The following is a 15,768-nucleotide window of genomic DNA, read 5'->3' as shown; positions in this document are numbered from 1 at the left end:
CTCAATCGGCATTCAAAAAGGCCAAATCTAACCCCCGCGACACGCCGAGCCAGACACACATTTTGACCCTTAACCCTAGATATAGGTGACGGCCCGTGCATCGGGGGGGTGTGCGCACGGGCCGTCAGTAACCCGGCCTCGGGGGTGAGCCGGGGCAGGCCGCACAGTATATCGGGGCCTTGCACGCATTATTATGACATGTTCGCCACCCAACCACAACAGCTAACAGCAGTTTTTCAACGGCCATGGCGCTGACCTGCACCGAATGCGTGTTCACTACTTTATCCCCCGCACGGGCTGCCAATCCCACATTATTGACTCGCCAACCACCATTAACTGCAGCCACTTCTACACCACTAAGCGCGAAGGGCAGCTACACTCGGCAGCACACCATGACGAATTCCCGCGAATCCTTTCCTCCCCGCCCCGCTAGCACGAGTTGCGCCGGCGGCGAGCACACACGCACCGCGGCGTTTTTCGATCTCGATAAAACCATCATCGCCACCTCCTCGGCCTATGCCTTTGGCCGCGAATTTTTGCACAACGGGCTCATCTCCCCGGCCGAAGCACTGCAGCTCTCCCTGGCGAAAGCCAGCTATATGTTTTCCGGCCTCTCCAGCGAAGGCATGGACGCTAGCCGCGATCAGCTCACCGCAATGGTCACGGGGTGGTCCGTGGAGGAAGTGCGCTCCATCGCCCGAGACACCATGCACCACGTGGTCACTCCCTCCATCTATGCCGAGGCCCGGGAACTTATCCGTGCCCACCGCGCCGCGGGCGACCACGTGGTCATTGTCTCTGCCTCCGCTACCGTGCTGGTAGACATCATCGCGGAGGAGCTCGGCGTCGAGCACGTCATCGCCACCGAATTGGCAGAAAAAGACGGACGCTTTACCGGCGAGGTGCTCTTTTATTGCAAGGGCCCACATAAGGCGGAGGCACTAGAGCGCACTGCCGCCGCAGCAAACATTGATCTTAATGCCAGCTATGCCTATTCGGATTCTGCTACGGATATCCCGATGCTGGAGAAGGTTGGCCACCCCGTCGCGGTCAACCCGGACAAGCAATTAAAGCGCCACGCCATCAGCCATGAGTGGGATATTCGATCCTTTAAGGACCCAGTGCCGCTCCTGCCTGCGCCAACCGCTAAAGAAATCGGAATCGGCGCCTCCGTGCTGGCGGGTACCGTGGCGGCTATCGGCGCCGGGCTGTGGCTTGCCCAGCACCCTGACCGCCCCAGCTTCCCCAAGCGCGGGCCACGGCATACCTCTTAAGCGGCTCGCGCAATCGCGTCGGCCTCTGCACCACCGGCTGCCCAGGCAGCGAGGTGGGTAAGGAGGGCGTCGGCAAGCGCGGTGCGGTAATTATCCACCGCATCGGCATACTCAGCGCGGTGGCGGGTGTAGTAGACCTCGGGTACGGCGAAACCGCGCGGGTCAAACCCCGTATGCACAGCGGCAAGGCGAGAAGCAACGCGGGCGACGAGACCGCTGCGAGGGCCGAAAAACTGCCCTGCGGCTATCTCGGCATGGACCACGCTCGGTAGAAGGAGATCAAAGGCGGGACCATTACCCTGGGCGATAAGCCGGCCCAGCCCTTGCAGCCGCGCGCTTTCACCGGTGGGGATACCGGTGCCACCGGCCGCGACGTCAATGCGCGCTAGAACCTGCAGCGGCGCTCGGGCAAAGGAGCGCACCGTGGTGTCCAAGAGCTCCGGCGCGGCCACAGAGTAGGCGCTTACGGCGCTGGCCAACGGCCCTTCTTCCACATTCTCTGGGCCCGGATGTGGGGGGATGGCGTAACCATCAAGCGCCACGCTAGAACGGGCGCCGCGAATAAGGGACTCGGCGGAAATGACCTCAAACTTTCGCAATCCTGCAGGTCGACGGTGTGCACGGGCAATGGCAGCGGCGGCTTTTTCTGCACTTTCTTTCACCCCCGGCAGGCGAAACAGCGGGGATAACGCGTCAATTTCTGACATATACATTAGGATAGCCGTGGAAGTCCCTACGTATGCGTGGCACCATGGGAGAATAGTGATTCCATTATTATTAGGGACATTACAAGGTTTAGATAAACGCGAGGAGAATTAATCGTGAGCAACGATGGACTGTATACCGACGGTACTGATCAATTTGCACCGAAGGTGAACTCGATCCCATTGAGTGACGTGGATACGTCCTCGTCCGAGACCTCGGTAGGCCAGCTGGTCTCCAACGCCACCGAGCAGATGTCCCAGCTCGTACGCTCCGAGGTGGAGCTGGCTAAGACCGAACTGGCAGAGTCCGCAAAGAAGGGTGGAATTGGTGCTGGTCTCTTCGGCGGCGCTGGCACCATCGCGCTGTATAGCTCTTTCTTCTTTTTCTTCTTCTTGGCAGAGCTCCTCGCCATCTGGCTGGACCGTTGGGCAGCGTTCCTGATCGTCTTCTTGATCATGATCGTCCTCGCCGGCATCTTGGCCTTTGTTGGTCTGAAGAACGTCAAGCAGGTGAAGGCGCCGCAAAAGACCATTGACTCCACCAAGGAGCTCAAGAACCTGGTTCCGGGCAAGGCACAAAAGTCTCTGGACCGAAAGACCACCCACGGCCTCTACACCTAAACCGGCAGGCGCCACGCACACGCAGCACGCCACGCAGTCGTGCTCCCCTCTATCCGCCCTAGCTAGCCTGGGGCGGATTTTGTGTACTTTCCCCTATCCTCTACCGTTTCTGCCCCAACTATAGAAAGGCGGCACCATGGCCTTTGCACCCCTGCCTCCCTCAACGGTGGAGCTGGAGGGACCTTATGCGCATGACTTCGTCCATACCCGCGGCATCCGCCTGCACGTGGCCACGGCGGGAGAGAGCACGCAGCCACTAGTGGTACTCATCCACAGCGCCTTTGGTGGGTGGTTCGACTACCAAGACGTCATTGCGCCGCTTGCGCAGCGCGGTTTCCACGTCGCGGCGGTAGATATGCGCGGCTTTGGCATGTCCGATAAGCCACCTATTGATGCGGGGCAAGATATTCGTACCTTGGTGGGCGATATCAGCGGGCTCATCCAAGCCTTGGGCCACGACGATGCCTTTGTGGTCGGTGCCGATACCGGCGGCGCGGTGGCTTGGTGCTTAGCCGCTGAGCGCCCCGAGCGGGTGCGCGGCTTGGCTTCCATCTCCGCCGCCCACCCGGTGGATCTGCGCCGAGCGATTGCCGCCCGGCCGTGGGATTTTGGGTGGATTAACCTGCGCTCGCTGCTGTGCCGCCTACCCCGCGTTACCCGCGCCCAGAACCTGCTACTTAGCCCGCGCGCCTACCGCAAGGAGTTGGAGCTGGATACGGGGCCTTCGCTTAACGGAGCCACCTTTGACCGCATCCTCGATCTACGCCTGCGCGCCTCCCGGATCGGCAGCGTTCGGCGCGGAATCTTGCGGAACCACCGTATGCGCACCGCCGTTGTCCCCCTGAACTGGGTGGAACTGACAGTGGAACGACCCGTCCTTTTCATCCACGCCCAACAACGGCTGTGGAATCCCGTGGTCCGTCGCGCCGCCTTGCGCGCCCGCCACAGATTTACCGCCACGACCGTGCCCGGTGCGAAGAACCTACCGCACGTGGAAGCACCAGCGGAGTTCGTCTCTACGCTGGGGGCGTGGCTCCAAGAAAATAGCTAATGGGCCACGCACTCACCGGTATCGACCGGGTGGGTAAGCTGCGCGACGTCCCCGATCTGACTGTTGACTTCATCAGCGGTGAGCGCATAGCCCGTTTCAGAGTCATCCACCGAGGCGCCAAAGACCACGCCTAGGACCTCGCCAGCCGTATTGACCAGTGGGCCGCCGGAATTTCCTTGCTGGATATTGCCGCGAACGGTGTAGGAATCGCGCTCCACATGCCCGTGGGAGTAAATATCCGGACCGGAAATGGTGATGCGATCGCGCACACGTGCCATCTCGGCGTCGAAAGGCCCGGAATGCGGGAAGCCCATGACCATCGCATCATCGCCCGTCTGGGCCGGGGTCTGGGCCCACGGCAGCGGATCGATGCCGAGGTCGCGCGAATGCAACACCGCCACGTCCACGTCCGGGTTGTAATAGACCACGGTCGCATCCTTAAGCCCCAGCTTGGTATCAAGGCGCACGGTCTGCGTGCCGGCCACCACGTGGGCATTGGTGATCACGTAGTCATCAGAGACCACAAAGCCGGAACCCATGAGGCGGCGGGAGCACTCTTCGGCGTCGCCAAGCACGTGAATGATGGAGGGCCGCATGCGGCGCACCAGCTCCGGATCCTGCACGTCTGGGTCCGGCTCTTTTACTTCCTCATTGCTAATGGAGTTTTGCCAGGGCGAAACCAACGGCGGCAGGCCGGACTCATTAAGCATTGCCGCCACGCCATTGGGCAGCGCCGCTACCCGCGCCGGCGCGGCCGAGTTGAGGTTGCCCAAGATACGCGAATCGCGCAGGCCCTGACCGGTCGCACCACCCAAGTTGGTGGCCACAGGGATAGAAATCAGCCAAATAACCACCAAGGCGGCAAAGGCTTGGAATACCGCACCCACCGCAGAATCGAGGCGCTGTGTCTTGCGCGCCTTCATGCGGTCGCGCACGCTGCCGCCCAGAGAGGAGCCGATGAGCTGCCCGATGCCCACGAATAGCACCAAAATTCCTACCAAGAGCAGCAAGCGCAACGAGGGCTGATCCACCAGGCGCAATGCGGCAGGTGCCACGGCAATGCCCAGCACTACCCCAGCACCCACTCCGATGGAGGCCAAAACTGCCGCGAGGGCACCATTGCGCCACCCACTAAGTAGCGCCAACAGGACGGCGACCACAATCAGGCCGTCAACGATAAGCGCAGGAGTCATGGCTATGGATTCTTTCTATTGGGGGTTAAGACGTACACGTACCGCGGCACAAGCGGTTAGGACATCTTCTCATTATTGCGGGAGTTTTTGAGGGAGTCACGCAGGTCCATGACTGAATTATTATCCCAAGGAACGCTCCACCCAGAGTGCTGCAAGAGAGCCGAAAGCACGCCGGCGGTAAACCCCCAGATGACATAGCCATTGGCATGAAATGCTGGTCCTTGCCATTTTCTAAAGCCCACCACGAAGCGATTGCGTGGATCGACCAATTCCCGGATGGGAACGAGAAAGACATCATCGGTTTCATCAGGGCTGGCGGGATAGACCTCCCCCGGCTGGTTCCAATGCGCCAGGATCGGGCTCACGGGATTGCCGGTGGCACGGATATGCAGTTGGCTCCACTGCTCTAATGGGGTCACGGAATTACGCTGCAGGTCCGTTTCTTCCCAGGCTTCCCGCAGCGCAGTATCCACTAGCGAGGTATCACCGGGATCTCGGCGGCCGCCCGGGAAAGCAATTTGTCCGGAGTGAGAACGCATGGACGGCGAGCGGTGTGTGAGCAAAATGCTGCCCTCCTCCGCGCTTTCGCCGCTAAGTAGCATAAGCACAGCCGCCTCCCGTTTGACCGGCACCTGCGCAGTAGTGCCATTGAGGGACGAAGCCTGCCGGTTGCCTATGAGCTCTTGCACCTGGCTCGGATCTACCCCCAACGCTGGCTTGAGCCATTCTGGTGTGCACTCGGGACGAAGTTGGCTCATGCCGCAATCGCCTCTTTCACGGCCCGTTCAATCTCCGCTGCGGAGCTAAAGGGCTGCGCAAATTGCTTGCGCACTTCGCCGTCCTTGAGCACCACTGTCACCGGAACTACGCCTGGCAGGCTCAACTGACCGGCAAATTTATTATCCGCATCCTGGAAGCTCGGCAGATCCACTCCCACGTCATTCAAGAAAGCTGCACCGTTTCCCGCGTTCTTATCCGCGTGCACACCCACGACCTGCCAGTCTGGGTGCGTCTCCGCCACCTTTTGCAGATAGGGAAGCTCCGCGCGGCACGGCTCGCACCACCACGCCCACACGTTGACCACGCTCACACCTTCATCGGCACGCTTTCCGGTGGCCTTACCGCCCAAGCAATCCAGCTCTACCCCAGCTACGGTGCCGGCTGGACAGTCTGGACGCTGCGGGACTTCTTGCGGAGCAGCCTCGGTTGGCACTGCCTCCTCGGCTTCGTCCCCACCCCGCAATTGCGAGACCCCCACTACCGCGATAACGGCAATGAGGATCGCGGCAATCACCGTGCCAAGGACGTAGTTCTTCATGCCTTAAGCCTAGCGCCCACTAGCCGCTGGACACATATCCCGCAGCACGCATGCACCGCACTCCGGCGTGCGCGCATGGCATACCTGGCGCCCATGAAAGATGACGCGGTGAGAAAACATTGTCCACTCTTTTTCTGGCAGGAGCTTGGCGATGTCCCGCTCAATCTTCAGCGGTGTCGTCTCTCCCGTGAGCCCAAGCCGCTGCATAAGGCGGCCGAAGTGCGTATCCACCGTCAGCCCCGGAATCCCAAAGGCATTTCCAAGCACCACCAGCGCGGTCTTACGCCCCACGCCGGGCAGGCTGGTGAGCTCCTTAACCGTGCGGGGAACCTCGCCTTGAAAATCTGCCACCAGCTTCTCCCCTATGCCCAAAAGGTGTCCCGCCTTAGCTCGTTGAAAACCCAACGGGCGCAGGATGCGCTCCAGTTCCGACCGCTGCGCTGCTGCATAATCCGCGGCCTCGGGGTAGCGGGAAAAGAGTTCAGGGGTCACCGAGTTCACGCGCTCATCCGTGCACTGGGCAGAAAGCACCGTGGCTATCAAAAGCTGCAGCGGGGAGTCATAATCCAAGGCACAACGCGCATCTGGATACTCCTGTGCCAAACGCCTATTTATCTCCGGTGCCCGTAGCTCCGGCGCGCTGGCCGCTGACAGTGCTGAATTCATGGCATAAAGCTTAGTAGACTAGGAAAACATGATTTCACTTGTGATTCTGGTACCGCTTGCGATCGCCCTTTTCGCCCTCCTGATGGAAAAGCTCGAGGCAGTTGTTTTCGCTGACTAAGCCGCAAACTCGCTGGCCGGAGTTGTGCCTCTAGCACGATCAGAGTTTCTATAGTGTGACAAAAATTCACTGAAGTACCAAAAGTGACCAATTACACTGTAAGATGAAACGCGTTACACAGTGACCCCGCTTGTTCCGCATTGTCGAGTGCATGAAAGACCGCACCCAGATGTGGCGCAGGCGCATCTATGGACTTTCGTAGTCGACATCCAAGGAGTAAAACGTGGAAGGCGTACAGGACATCCTCTCCCGCGCCGGAATCTTCCAAGGCGTTGATCCCGTTGCAGTGCAGCACCTCATCGAGCAGATGGAGACCGTGCGCTATCCGCGCGGAACCACCATCTTCGACGAGGGCGAACCTGGTGACCGCTTGTACATCATCACCTCGGGCAAGATTAAGCTCGCTCGCCACGCCCCGGACGGCCGCGAAAACCTCCTGACCGTCATGGGCCCATCCGATATGTTCGGCGAGCTGTCCATCTTCGACCCGGGCCCGCGCACCTCTTCCGCAGTATGCGTGACCGAAGTTCAGGCGGCCACCATGAACTCCGAGCTGCTCAAGAAGTGGGTTGGTGACCACCCCGAAATCGCACAGCAGCTGCTACGCGTCTTGGCACGCCGCCTGCGTCGCACCAACGCCAACTTGGCCGACCTCATCTTCACGGATGTTCCCGGCCGCGTGGCAAAGACTTTGCTGCAGCTGGCCAATCGCTTCGGCGTCCAGGAAGGCAGCGCCCTGCGCGTAAACCACGATCTCACCCAGGAAGAGATTGCCCAACTGGTCGGCGCCTCTCGTGAGACCGTCAACAAGGCGCTCGCCACCTTTGCCCACCGCGGTTGGATCCGCCTCGAGGGCAAGTCCGTACTCATTGTCGATACCGAGCACCTCGCCCGCCGCGCTCGCTAAGTAAGCGCGAGCTCGCCACACCCCCGCTTAAAGCGGGGGTTTCGCTGGTTTTCGCCCCCTTGCCCAGCATTACGTGGAGGCCAGCCCCACTTCCCTGGTGCACCAGCGCAGGGGCTAAAACAATTAAGCCCCTTTTCCTACTAGGAGGAAAAAGGGGCACATATGGAGATACGGCTTATTTAGTCTTGCCGTCCAAATACTTCAGCGCGGTGCGAGTGGACTGCTCCGCAGCGTGGCGCAGTACCGGATCCACATCATCGTACATCTCGTTGACCAGGGTATTCAGATCTACATCCTCACCCAAGCGGGCGCGGATCTCCTTAATCTGATCAAGGCGGTAGTGGCGGCGGTCGATATACTTGCGGGCTACCTGGGACGTGTCATCCAAATCTGGGCCGTGCCCTGGGAACAACGCGATATCCTTACCGCGCTCCTCTAGGGTATCCAAGGTGTGCAGATAGTCGGCCAAGTTTCCGTCCGTCTCCGAAAGCAAAACGGTGTGACGGCCTGCGATGGTGTCACCGGAAATAATGCCTTCGAGGCGGGAGTTTCCTACTTCACCGCTCCACACAAAAAAGCAGGTGGAGTCCGCGGTATGGCCAGGAGTGTGAACAACCTCGAGGCGAGGGGTGATGCCGTCGAGGGAGATATGCTCACCATCCTGCAGCGCCTCGGCACCGTTGCAGTAACTCGGATCGAATGCGCGAATGGGGGCGCCGGTCATCTGCCGCAGGCGCTGCGCGCCAGATGCGTGATCATCGTGGCGGTGAGTAATCAAAATCAATGCCACCTCACCTGCGTTGCGGTGCACAACGTTGAGATGGCCTTCATCCTCTGGACCCGGGTCTACGACGATCGCCCGGGAGTCTTCAGCGGCGCGAATAATCCACGTATTCGTCCCCTCAAGGGCGGTGTAGCTGGGGTTATCACAAAGGACTACGCCAACGGATTGGCTGACGGGACGCAATTGACTATATGCAGGGTGCTCCATAGTTACTAGCCTATCCGATCAAGCAGCAATTTCTACGATTAGTTCGATCTCTACCGGCGCGTTTTTAGGCAACGCAGCCACACCAACGGCGGAGCGAGCATGCGTTCCGGCATCCCCAAAGACTTCACCAATGAAATCCGAGGCGCCATTGATAACTGCTGGCTGATCTGCATAGCCCGGATCAGAAGCCACGAACCCCACAATCTTTAGCACGCGGGAGATATTATCTAGGCCCACCTCAGCATCGATGGCGGCGAGCGCATTGAGCGCCGCGATGCGGGCCTGTTCTTGGGCTTGTTCCGTAGTGATTTCGGCACCAACCTTGCCGGTCAGCGGCAAGGTTCCCTCCACGAGGGGAAGCTGACCGGAGGTCCAGACCTGATTCCCTACGCGTACGGCCGGCACATAGGAAGCTAGCGGCTTGGCGACGCCCGGTAGCTCGTACCCCAGCTCCCGCAAGCGAGCATGAAAGCCCATTTACTCTGCCACCTCGCGCTTGAAGTAGGCCACGACGTTTTCTGGGTTCGGGCCAGGGGTGACGGTAACCAGTTCCCAGCCGTCTTCACCCCAAGAATCGAGGATCTGCTTCGTAGCGTGGGTAAGAACAGGTGCGGTTGCGTATTCCCATTTAGTCATGGGTCCCATTCTAACTATTAAATACGCCCCACGCCGTCAAAATTCTTAAATCCCGACGAGTTCGCCGCCCTCAGCCAAGTAGTGCGCCCAATCCGTGATGTGAGGGTTCTTGCGAAGCAATGCACGGCGCTGACGCTCGGTCAGCCCGCCCCAAACACCAAACTCGACGCGGTTATCCAAAGCATCGGCACGGCATTCGGTCAACACCGGGCAGTGGCGGCAGATGACCGCCGCCTTGCGCTGTTCTGCACCGCGCACAAAGAGGGCATCCGGGTCACCTTTACGGCATTTAGCCTGGGTAACCCACTCACCACGCTCGGGATTTCGGGCTGTATTAGACATTCCAGCAGTCTTCACACGAACGGTCATGGGTGAGTGTGCTCCTTCCCAGACGGAATACTATGTAACGCGCCTAAGTCTATTCACCCAGGTAGAAGATTGTCTAACACGTCACACTTTAGGGGGTGCGAGTGATCTTCCACCCACCGAGGGCGACCACGTAGTGTATGGGGCGTGACTGTCATCAAATCTTTGGCCAAGATAGCCCTGTCTACGGTCTTGGTAGGCGCGCTGATCGCCCTGGCCCTTGCCCCCTTCGCGGGCATTTCCGGGGTAGCGATTGCCCGTACTAACGAAACCATGCAATCTGACCTGCAAGATCTGACGGCCGGTAATATCCCTGGCGTCACCACTATTAAAGATGCCAAGGGCAAGGACATGGCCTATGTCTTCAGCCAGCGCCGCCACCCGGTGGAGGGAAAGAAGATTTCTAAAGCCATGAAAAACGCCATCGTCTCCATTGAGGACGAGCGCTTTTATGATCACGAAGGCGTAGACTTCCAGGGCAATTTCCGCGCACTGTGGACCAACCTGACCTCGGGTGGTGTCTCTCAGGGTGCTTCTACCATCGATCAGCAGTACGTAAAGAACTACTTGCTGTTGGTTTCTGCTACTACCGATGAAGAGCGTGCCGCGGCCACCGAGCAATCCCTAACCCGCAAGCTGCGCGAGATGCGCATGGCTACCAAGATGGATGAGGAGTTAGATAAAGATGACATCCTCACCAACTATCTCAACCTGGTGTCTTTTGGTAACCATGCCTATGGCGTCGAGGCCGCAGCCCGCACCTATTTTGGCACCCACGCCTCTGAGCTCACGGTGCCACAAGCAGCAATGCTGGCGGGCATGGTCCAATCCTCTGAGCGCCTCAACCCCTATACCAACGCCGGCGAAGTAACCGAAAGGCGCAACCTCGTCCTGCAATCCATGGCGGATAACGGCCATATCAAGCAGCAGGAAGCGGATAAGTATAAGGGGGAAAAGCTGGGCGTCGGCAAGAAGCCCCAAACGCTAGCCAATGGCTGCATCGGCGCGGGTGACCGCGGTTTCTACTGTGATTATGTACTGAAGTACCTGGATAAGAAGGGCATTAGCGAAGAACAGCTGGCGCGCGGTGGCTACACCATCAAAACCACACTGGATCCAACGGTGCAAAATAAGGCCCTTCAGGCCGTGCAAAGCCACACCAACCCGGACGCCCCAGGCGTGGCGGAAGTCATGGACGTCATCAAACCCGGTAAATCGGATCGCAAGGTGCTGGCCATGGTCTCCTCCCGTGACTATGGCTTGGACTTGGACAAGAATGAAACCATCCTGCCGCAGCCCTATTCCCTGGTAGGCAACGGTGCCGGCTCCGTATTTAAGGTCTTTACCGCCGCGGCCGCGCTTGAGGCAGGCTATGGCATTAAAAACACCGTGGATGTGCCCGCCCGCTACGAGGCGGAAGGCCTTGGTCACGGCGGCGCCGCCGGCTGCCCGGCGGACCGCTACTGCGTGGAAAACGCTGGCGCCTATAAGGCCACCATGACGCTGCAGGAAGCACTGGCCCACTCGCCCAATACGCCTTTTATCAAGCTCACCGAGCAGGTAGGCGTAGCCCCCATCGTTGATATGGCGGTGCGCTTGGGCCTGCGCTCCTACGATGACAAGGGCAGCTTTGATAAGGACACCTCGATTGCCCAGCACACCAAGGAAGCCAATTCGGGTTCTTTTACCCTGGGCCCAGACCAGGTCAACCCGCTGGAGCTAGCCAATGTGGGTGCCACGCTGGCCTCGGATGGCAAATGGTGTGAACCCAACCCCATCGCCCAGATCACCGATAAGGAAGGCAACGAGGTCTACCTTAAAGAAACCCCGTGTGAGCAGGCGGTGGATAAGGACGTGGCCCGCGCCATGAGCAATGCTTTGTCCGAAGATGCCAAGCAGGGCACGGCCAAAGATGCCGCCCAGGCGGCCGGTTATTCCAGCCCTATCGCGGCAAAGACCGGTACCACCGAGTCCAACCAGTCCTCTGCTTTCTTGGGATTCAATGAGGGCATTTCCGCCGCTCCTTATATTTATAACGACGGCACCTCCACCGTCCCGCTGTGTACTGGCCCGGTGCGCCAGTGCGCGGGTTGGGGCAACCTCTACGGCGGCTTGGAGCCGGCGCAGACCTTCTTCAGCATGGCCTCCCAGCTGCCGATAGCAACCAAGGCTGGTCTGCCGAATTACAATAAGAAATACGATAACGGCACCACGGCCGATAAGACCCTAGATGGCCTGCGTGGCAAGTCCGAGGCCGAGGCGCGCCAGGCCTTGGAAGCTAAGGGCTATGTGGTCAAGACTTCCCGCGTCATCGGCGGCGATGTGCCTTATGGCCGCGTAGTTCGCGCCATTACCGGCAAGGACGGAAAGAAGAAGGGCGCAGAGATTACGCTGCAGCTTTCCGACGGCGCCGGGGCCTCCCAATCCCCCTCCTCCGGCGTGACCGATGCTAACTCCACCGGCACGCAAAATAGCACCGGCGGCGCTAATATCGACGGTGCTACTAGTCCGGGCCGCTCGACTGGCGGCACAGGCGGTAACGGTGGCGGGGGCGGATTCTCGCCGGAAGACTTTGGCATCCGCCAAGAGGACATCGATAACTTTGCCAACGATATCCGCAGCCTGCTTGGCCGCTAGGCTCCGCCACCCAGTGTGGTCTCGCCCGCTCTAGCTCAGCTGGGCTTTGACCTCAGCGGACAGGCGCTTGCCGTCCGCTTGGCCGGCGGCCTTGGCATTGGCCACCTTCATTACGGCACCCATCTGCTTCATGGTGGGTGCTTCGCCGTTTTCGGCTTCGACCTCGGCAATGGATTCCTTCACCAAGGCCTGCAGCTCGGACTCGTCTAGCTGGCGGGGCTGGTAGGCCTCGAAGAAGGGGACATCAGCAAGCTCGGCTTCAGCCAACTCCGGACGCCCATTTTCCTCATAGACCTCGGCGGACTCGCGGCGCTTTTTGATTTCGCGCGCAATTACCTTAAGGATATCGGCGTCCTCCAGCTCGTGCCGGGAGCCGTTAGTCTCCTCGGCCTGGATGGCGGCCAGCAAGGCACGGATGGCGCTGGTGCGCTGCTTCTCCTTCGCCTTCATTGCGGTTTTCAGATCTGCACGGATGGTTTGTTTTAGCTCGCTCATGCCTATCAATGTACGCCAGGTAGGGTGGTAGCCGTGAAACTTTTACGTATTCTTGGCGGCCTCACCGCTGCGGGCCTGGGCGCCGCAGCATGGGGCTATAGCGAACTGACCAAATTCGAGCTCAAGGAATATACGCTCCCTCTCCTGCCCAAGGGCACTCTGCGTGGCAAGCCGGAATTTCGGTTGCTCCACCTTTCTGATCTGCACATGATCCCGGGCCAAGAGACCAAGATTGCCTGGGTCTCCGCCCTCGACGCCCTGGAGCCGGACCTCGTAGTCAACACCGGCGATAATCTCTCCGATCAGCAGGCCGTACCCGATACGCTGCGCGCTCTCGGTCCGCTGCTGGCCCGCCCCGGCCTCTTTGTCTTTGGCACCAATGACTACTGGGCCCCGCGTCCGGTCAATCCCTTCAAGTATCTGCTGGGCAAAAAGCGGGAGCCTTCCTATGTGGATCTGCCCTGGCGCGGTATGCGCGCCGCCTTTATGGAGCACGGATGGCGCGATGCCAACCAGGCTCGGCATGAGTTTAAGGTGGGCAACGTCCGTCTTGCCGCCGCCGGCGTGGACGATCCACACCACGATCTGGATGATTACTCCGAAATCGCGGGTCCTCCCAACGAGGATGCTGATTTGTCCCTGGCCCTCCTCCACGCTCCCGAACCCCGCGTGCTGGAGAAGTTCGCGGCCGACGGCTACCAACTCTCGCTCTCTGGTCACACCCACGGCGGCCAAATTTGCCTGCCGGGATCCCGTGCACTGGTAACCAATTGCGGCATCGACCGCGACCGCGTGCAGGGGCTCCACGATTTCGGCCCGATGAAAATGCATGTCTCCAATGGCTTGGGCACCTCCAAATTTGCCCCCGTACGCATCTTCTGCCGGCCCTCCGCCACGCTGCTAAAAATCACTGAGGTGGACTAAACGCAACCACCTGCCGTTTTGTTGATTGCGCTTAGCTTGCGTTAAAGTATCGAGGTACCGCTTTTCAAGGCGGAACGCCGGGATATGGCGCAGGTTGGTAGCGCGCTTCGTTCGGGACGAAGAGGTCGCAGGTTCAAATCCTGTTATCCCGACCATGAGCCCGCAGCTGTGCTGCGGGCCTTTTCTTTACTAGGCCAACATTCCCATAAACAGCGCCGCGGCCACCAAGATGGCGGAAAATAGCCACGCAATGGGGAAAGCCAGCTTGAGATATTTACCCATCTGGCCTTCCGCTAGCCCCAACGCCAACCATAATGCGGGTGAGAACGGCGAGACGAAGGTGCCCACCACGTTACCAATGATGAGCGCGCAAGCCGCACCCATACCGCTGACCCCAAAGCTTTCCACGGTTCCCTGAACAATAGGAAGAACTGAGAAGTAATAGGCATCCGTCGAGGTCAACAAGTCAAGCGGTACGCCAAAGAAGCCCACAATAACGTGAAGATGCGGCGCGACACCCTCCGGCAAGACGTCAACTAGCGTCAGGGCGATTTCTTCAAGCATCTTCGTTTCATTGAGAACGCCCAAGAACATGGCCGCGGCAAGAATGACGCCCGCCATGGCCAATGCATTGGGCGCATGGCGCCGCAGGGCCTCGCCTTGTTCCATGGAACCGCTGAAATTAATGGCTAGCGTGATTGTAGTGGCCACGAGGAAGGCTGGGGCGGGCGGAGCTACGCCCGATAGCAGAGCCACTAAGACCGCAAGGGCTACGACAACGTTGACCACGGTAACCCAGCGTCCCGTGCGGAAGTGGTAGCCCAATTTATGTTGTTCACGTACCTGTGCAGCAGCGAATTCATCGGCCAATTCATTAACGTCTACTGCCGTGCCGCCTACTAATTCTCCGCTTTCGCGCAAACCCGCTATACGGCGCTTTTCCCGCCACCCCAAAAGCGCGGCCAAAAGGAAGACCAGCACAATCGCTACGCCCTGAATGGGCAAAAGTTGCACCCAGATGGCGTTGGGCTCTTGATCGACTACGGCGCCGGCCCGGCCAAGCGGGCCGCCCCAAGGGACCATATTCATTATGGAGGCGGCCATCGCCACAATGGTGATAAGCGCGTAGCGCGACATATTCAACGCACGATAGAGCGGGAGTAGTGCGGGGATGGTGATAAGGAAGGTGGTAGAACCAGATCCATCGAGGTGCGCTACTACGCCAATCGCCGCAGTGCCCAACGTTACGGCCATGATTTTCCCGCGCGTGGCCTTGATGAGTGCGCGGATAACCGGAGTAAATAGGCCAACATCTTGCAATATGCCAAAGAAGATGATGGCAAAGATAAACATCACCACAACGTTGATGACGGAACTTAAGCCTTCGCTGAAAAAGTCAGATATTTCGCCTAGACCAAATCCACATACTAGGGCACCAACTACGGGCACCAATGTCATGGGAATGATGGGGTTTACCCGGCCGCGAATTAAAATTCCCACCGTCACGAAAATGACCAAAAGGCCTACGGTCGTAAGGCCGAGCGGGGTCTGCATAGTGCTCCTTTACAAGTTGACGTCCCGCCGTGCCGCACGTGACACGGATAGACGGGGTGTGACTCAGATTAAACCCTGGCCACCAGCAGCACTACCACCACCCCCAAAAAAATTCACACCACTTTGAATTGAATTGTCTATGGATAGCGTGTCGTCAAAAAAGTATGCAAAGCGTGAAAACTACCCCACCCCGATAAAACGACGGCCGTTGTGCACGGATTCTTGCGCAGAAAATACGGGTTAAGGGTCAAAAAGTGTGTCCGGAATCGCGGATTTTCACGGATTGACCTGTAGGTTTCCGGAAAGTATATGC

At 59.2% G+C, this 15,768-nt stretch carries 17 protein-coding genes and 1 tRNA gene; 7 read left to right on the top strand and 11 right to left on the bottom strand.

Annotated features, from left to right (window positions below; genetic code table 11):
- Window positions 1-392: 392 nt before the first annotated feature.
- Window positions 393-1,274, top strand: a complete 882-nt coding sequence (locus tag QP990_RS11720) for an HAD family phosphatase (protein WP_034655694.1) — start codon at window positions 393-395, stop codon at window positions 1,272-1,274.
- On the opposite strand, the gene QP990_RS11715 is transcribed toward QP990_RS11720, so the two are convergent.
- Window positions 1,271-1,987 (bottom strand): hypothetical protein, encoded by a 717-nt coding sequence (locus QP990_RS11715; protein ID WP_023020418.1) that lies wholly within the window; start codon window positions 1,985-1,987, stop codon window positions 1,271-1,273. The two genes, QP990_RS11720 and QP990_RS11715, sit on opposite strands and share 4 nt — an antisense overlap.
- Window positions 1,988-2,095: 108 nt before the next feature.
- Here QP990_RS11715 and QP990_RS11710 point away from each other — a divergent pair, with 108 nt between their 5' ends.
- Both QP990_RS11710 and QP990_RS11705 read left to right on the top strand, forming a co-directional pair.
- The gene (locus QP990_RS11710; RefSeq protein WP_023020417.1) at window positions 2,096-2,599 is read left to right on the top strand and encodes a phage holin family protein; all 504 of its coding nucleotides are present in this window, start codon (window positions 2,096-2,098) and stop codon (window positions 2,597-2,599) included.
- Window positions 2,600-2,735: 136 nt separating this feature from the next.
- Complete coding sequence (locus tag QP990_RS11705; RefSeq protein WP_023020416.1) at window positions 2,736-3,650, top strand: alpha/beta fold hydrolase; 915 nt, start codon at window positions 2,736-2,738, stop codon at window positions 3,648-3,650.
- Here QP990_RS11705 and QP990_RS11700 read toward each other — a convergent pair.
- The 4 genes from QP990_RS11700 to nth are packed head-to-tail and all read right to left on the bottom strand — an operon-like array spanning window position 3,647 to window position 6,827.
- The gene (locus tag QP990_RS11700) at window positions 3,647-4,843 is read right to left on the bottom strand and encodes a MarP family serine protease (protein ID WP_023020415.1); all 1,197 of its coding nucleotides are present in this window, start codon (window positions 4,841-4,843) and stop codon (window positions 3,647-3,649) included. The genes QP990_RS11705 and QP990_RS11700 overlap by 4 nt on opposite strands.
- Before the next feature lie 56 nt (window positions 4,844-4,899).
- Window positions 4,900-5,601, bottom strand: a complete 702-nt coding sequence (locus QP990_RS11695) for a CoA pyrophosphatase (protein ID WP_023020414.1) — start codon at window positions 5,599-5,601, stop codon at window positions 4,900-4,902.
- Entirely contained in the window at window positions 5,598-6,161 is a 564-nt protein-coding gene (locus QP990_RS11690) for a TlpA disulfide reductase family protein (RefSeq protein ID WP_023020413.1), read from the bottom strand. Before QP990_RS11690 ends, QP990_RS11695 begins: the two co-directional genes overlap by 4 nt.
- Before the next feature lie 9 nt (window positions 6,162-6,170).
- The gene (gene nth, locus QP990_RS11685; RefSeq protein ID WP_023020412.1) at window positions 6,171-6,827 is read right to left on the bottom strand and encodes an endonuclease III; all 657 of its coding nucleotides are present in this window, start codon (window positions 6,825-6,827) and stop codon (window positions 6,171-6,173) included.
- Between the two features lie 341 nt (window positions 6,828-7,168).
- On the opposite strand from nth, the gene glxR reads away from it, so the two are divergent.
- Window positions 7,169-7,852 (top strand): CRP-like cAMP-activated global transcriptional regulator GlxR, encoded by a 684-nt coding sequence (glxR, locus tag QP990_RS11680; protein ID WP_005323128.1) that lies wholly within the window; start codon window positions 7,169-7,171, stop codon window positions 7,850-7,852.
- Between the two features lie 175 nt (window positions 7,853-8,027).
- On the opposite strand, the gene QP990_RS11675 is transcribed toward glxR, so the two are convergent.
- Genes QP990_RS11675 through QP990_RS11660 form a run of 4 tightly spaced genes read right to left on the bottom strand, consistent with a single transcriptional unit; the run spans window position 8,028 to window position 9,848 of the window.
- Window positions 8,028-8,843, bottom strand: coding sequence for an MBL fold metallo-hydrolase (locus tag QP990_RS11675; protein ID WP_023020410.1), 816 nt, complete (start codon window positions 8,841-8,843; stop codon window positions 8,028-8,030).
- Between the two features lie 18 nt (window positions 8,844-8,861).
- Entirely contained in the window at window positions 8,862-9,320 is a 459-nt protein-coding gene (locus QP990_RS11670) for a RidA family protein (RefSeq protein WP_023020409.1), read from the bottom strand.
- Window positions 9,321-9,479 (bottom strand): DUF4177 domain-containing protein, encoded by a 159-nt coding sequence (locus QP990_RS11665; RefSeq protein ID WP_005323131.1) that lies wholly within the window; start codon window positions 9,477-9,479, stop codon window positions 9,321-9,323.
- A gap of 45 nt (window positions 9,480-9,524) precedes the next feature.
- On the bottom strand, window positions 9,525-9,848 hold the full coding sequence (locus QP990_RS11660) for a WhiB family transcriptional regulator (protein WP_023020408.1): 324 nt from the start codon (window positions 9,846-9,848) through the stop codon (window positions 9,525-9,527).
- Between the two features lie 144 nt (window positions 9,849-9,992).
- Here QP990_RS11660 and QP990_RS11655 point away from each other — a divergent pair, with 144 nt between their 5' ends.
- The gene (locus tag QP990_RS11655; protein WP_023020407.1) at window positions 9,993-12,482 is read left to right on the top strand and encodes a transglycosylase domain-containing protein; all 2,490 of its coding nucleotides are present in this window, start codon (window positions 9,993-9,995) and stop codon (window positions 12,480-12,482) included.
- 30 nt (window positions 12,483-12,512) lie between these two features.
- Here QP990_RS11655 and QP990_RS11650 read toward each other — a convergent pair whose 3' ends face one another.
- Window positions 12,513-12,977, bottom strand: coding sequence for a GatB/YqeY domain-containing protein (locus tag QP990_RS11650; RefSeq protein WP_023020406.1), 465 nt, complete (start codon window positions 12,975-12,977; stop codon window positions 12,513-12,515).
- Window positions 12,978-13,010: 33 nt separating this feature from the next.
- On the opposite strand from QP990_RS11650, the gene QP990_RS11645 reads away from it, so the two are divergent.
- Both QP990_RS11645 and QP990_RS11640 read left to right on the top strand, forming a co-directional pair.
- Window positions 13,011-13,901: a metallophosphoesterase gene (locus QP990_RS11645; protein ID WP_023020405.1), complete on the top strand. Its 891-nt coding sequence runs from the start codon at window positions 13,011-13,013 to the stop codon at window positions 13,899-13,901.
- 78 nt (window positions 13,902-13,979) lie between these two features.
- Window positions 13,980-14,056: transfer RNA gene (locus QP990_RS11640), tRNA-Pro, on the top strand.
- Window positions 14,057-14,090: 34 nt separating this feature from the next.
- On the opposite strand, the gene QP990_RS11635 is transcribed toward QP990_RS11640, so the two are convergent.
- Window positions 14,091-15,455, bottom strand: coding sequence for a citrate:proton symporter (locus QP990_RS11635; protein ID WP_023020404.1), 1,365 nt, complete (start codon window positions 15,453-15,455; stop codon window positions 14,091-14,093).
- Between the last annotated feature and the right edge of the window lie 313 nt (window positions 15,456-15,768).

The organism is Corynebacterium sp. MSK071 (assembly GCF_030232125.1).
Taxonomy (GTDB): Bacteria; Actinomycetota; Actinomycetes; order Mycobacteriales; family Mycobacteriaceae; genus Corynebacterium; species Corynebacterium kefirresidentii.
This window is presented reverse-complemented; position numbering and strand designations above follow the sequence as displayed.

Excerpts from the sequence above, each read along its gene's own strand:
- QP990_RS11720 (WP_034655694.1), top strand. The coding sequence starts at position 393 with ATGACGAATTCCCGCGAATCCTTTCCTCCCCGCCCCGCTAGCACGAGT.
- QP990_RS11715 (WP_023020418.1), bottom strand. The coding sequence starts at position 1,987 with ATGTATATGTCAGAAATTGACGCGTTATCCCCGCTGTTTCGCCTGCCG.
- QP990_RS11705 (WP_023020416.1), top strand. The coding sequence starts at position 2,736 with ATGGCCTTTGCACCCCTGCCTCCCTCAACGGTGGAGCTGGAGGGACCT.
- QP990_RS11700 (WP_023020415.1), bottom strand. The coding sequence starts at position 4,843 with ATGACTCCTGCGCTTATCGTTGACGGCCTGATTGTGGTCGCCGTCCTG.
- QP990_RS11695 (WP_023020414.1), bottom strand. The coding sequence starts at position 5,601 with ATGAGCCAACTTCGTCCCGAGTGCACACCAGAATGGCTCAAGCCAGCG.
- QP990_RS11690 (WP_023020413.1), bottom strand. The coding sequence starts at position 6,161 with ATGAAGAACTACGTCCTTGGCACGGTGATTGCCGCGATCCTCATTGCC.
- nth (WP_023020412.1), bottom strand. The coding sequence starts at position 6,827 with ATGAATTCAGCACTGTCAGCGGCCAGCGCGCCGGAGCTACGGGCACCG.
- QP990_RS11675 (WP_023020410.1), bottom strand. The coding sequence starts at position 8,843 with ATGGAGCACCCTGCATATAGTCAATTGCGTCCCGTCAGCCAATCCGTT.
- QP990_RS11670 (WP_023020409.1), bottom strand. The coding sequence starts at position 9,320 with ATGGGCTTTCATGCTCGCTTGCGGGAGCTGGGGTACGAGCTACCGGGC.
- QP990_RS11665 (WP_005323131.1), bottom strand. The coding sequence starts at position 9,479 with ATGACTAAATGGGAATACGCAACCGCACCTGTTCTTACCCACGCTACG.
- QP990_RS11660 (WP_023020408.1), bottom strand. The coding sequence starts at position 9,848 with ATGACCGTTCGTGTGAAGACTGCTGGAATGTCTAATACAGCCCGAAAT.
- QP990_RS11650 (WP_023020406.1), bottom strand. The coding sequence starts at position 12,977 with ATGAGCGAGCTAAAACAAACCATCCGTGCAGATCTGAAAACCGCAATG.
- QP990_RS11635 (WP_023020404.1), bottom strand. The coding sequence starts at position 15,455 with ATGCAGACCCCGCTCGGCCTTACGACCGTAGGCCTTTTGGTCATTTTC.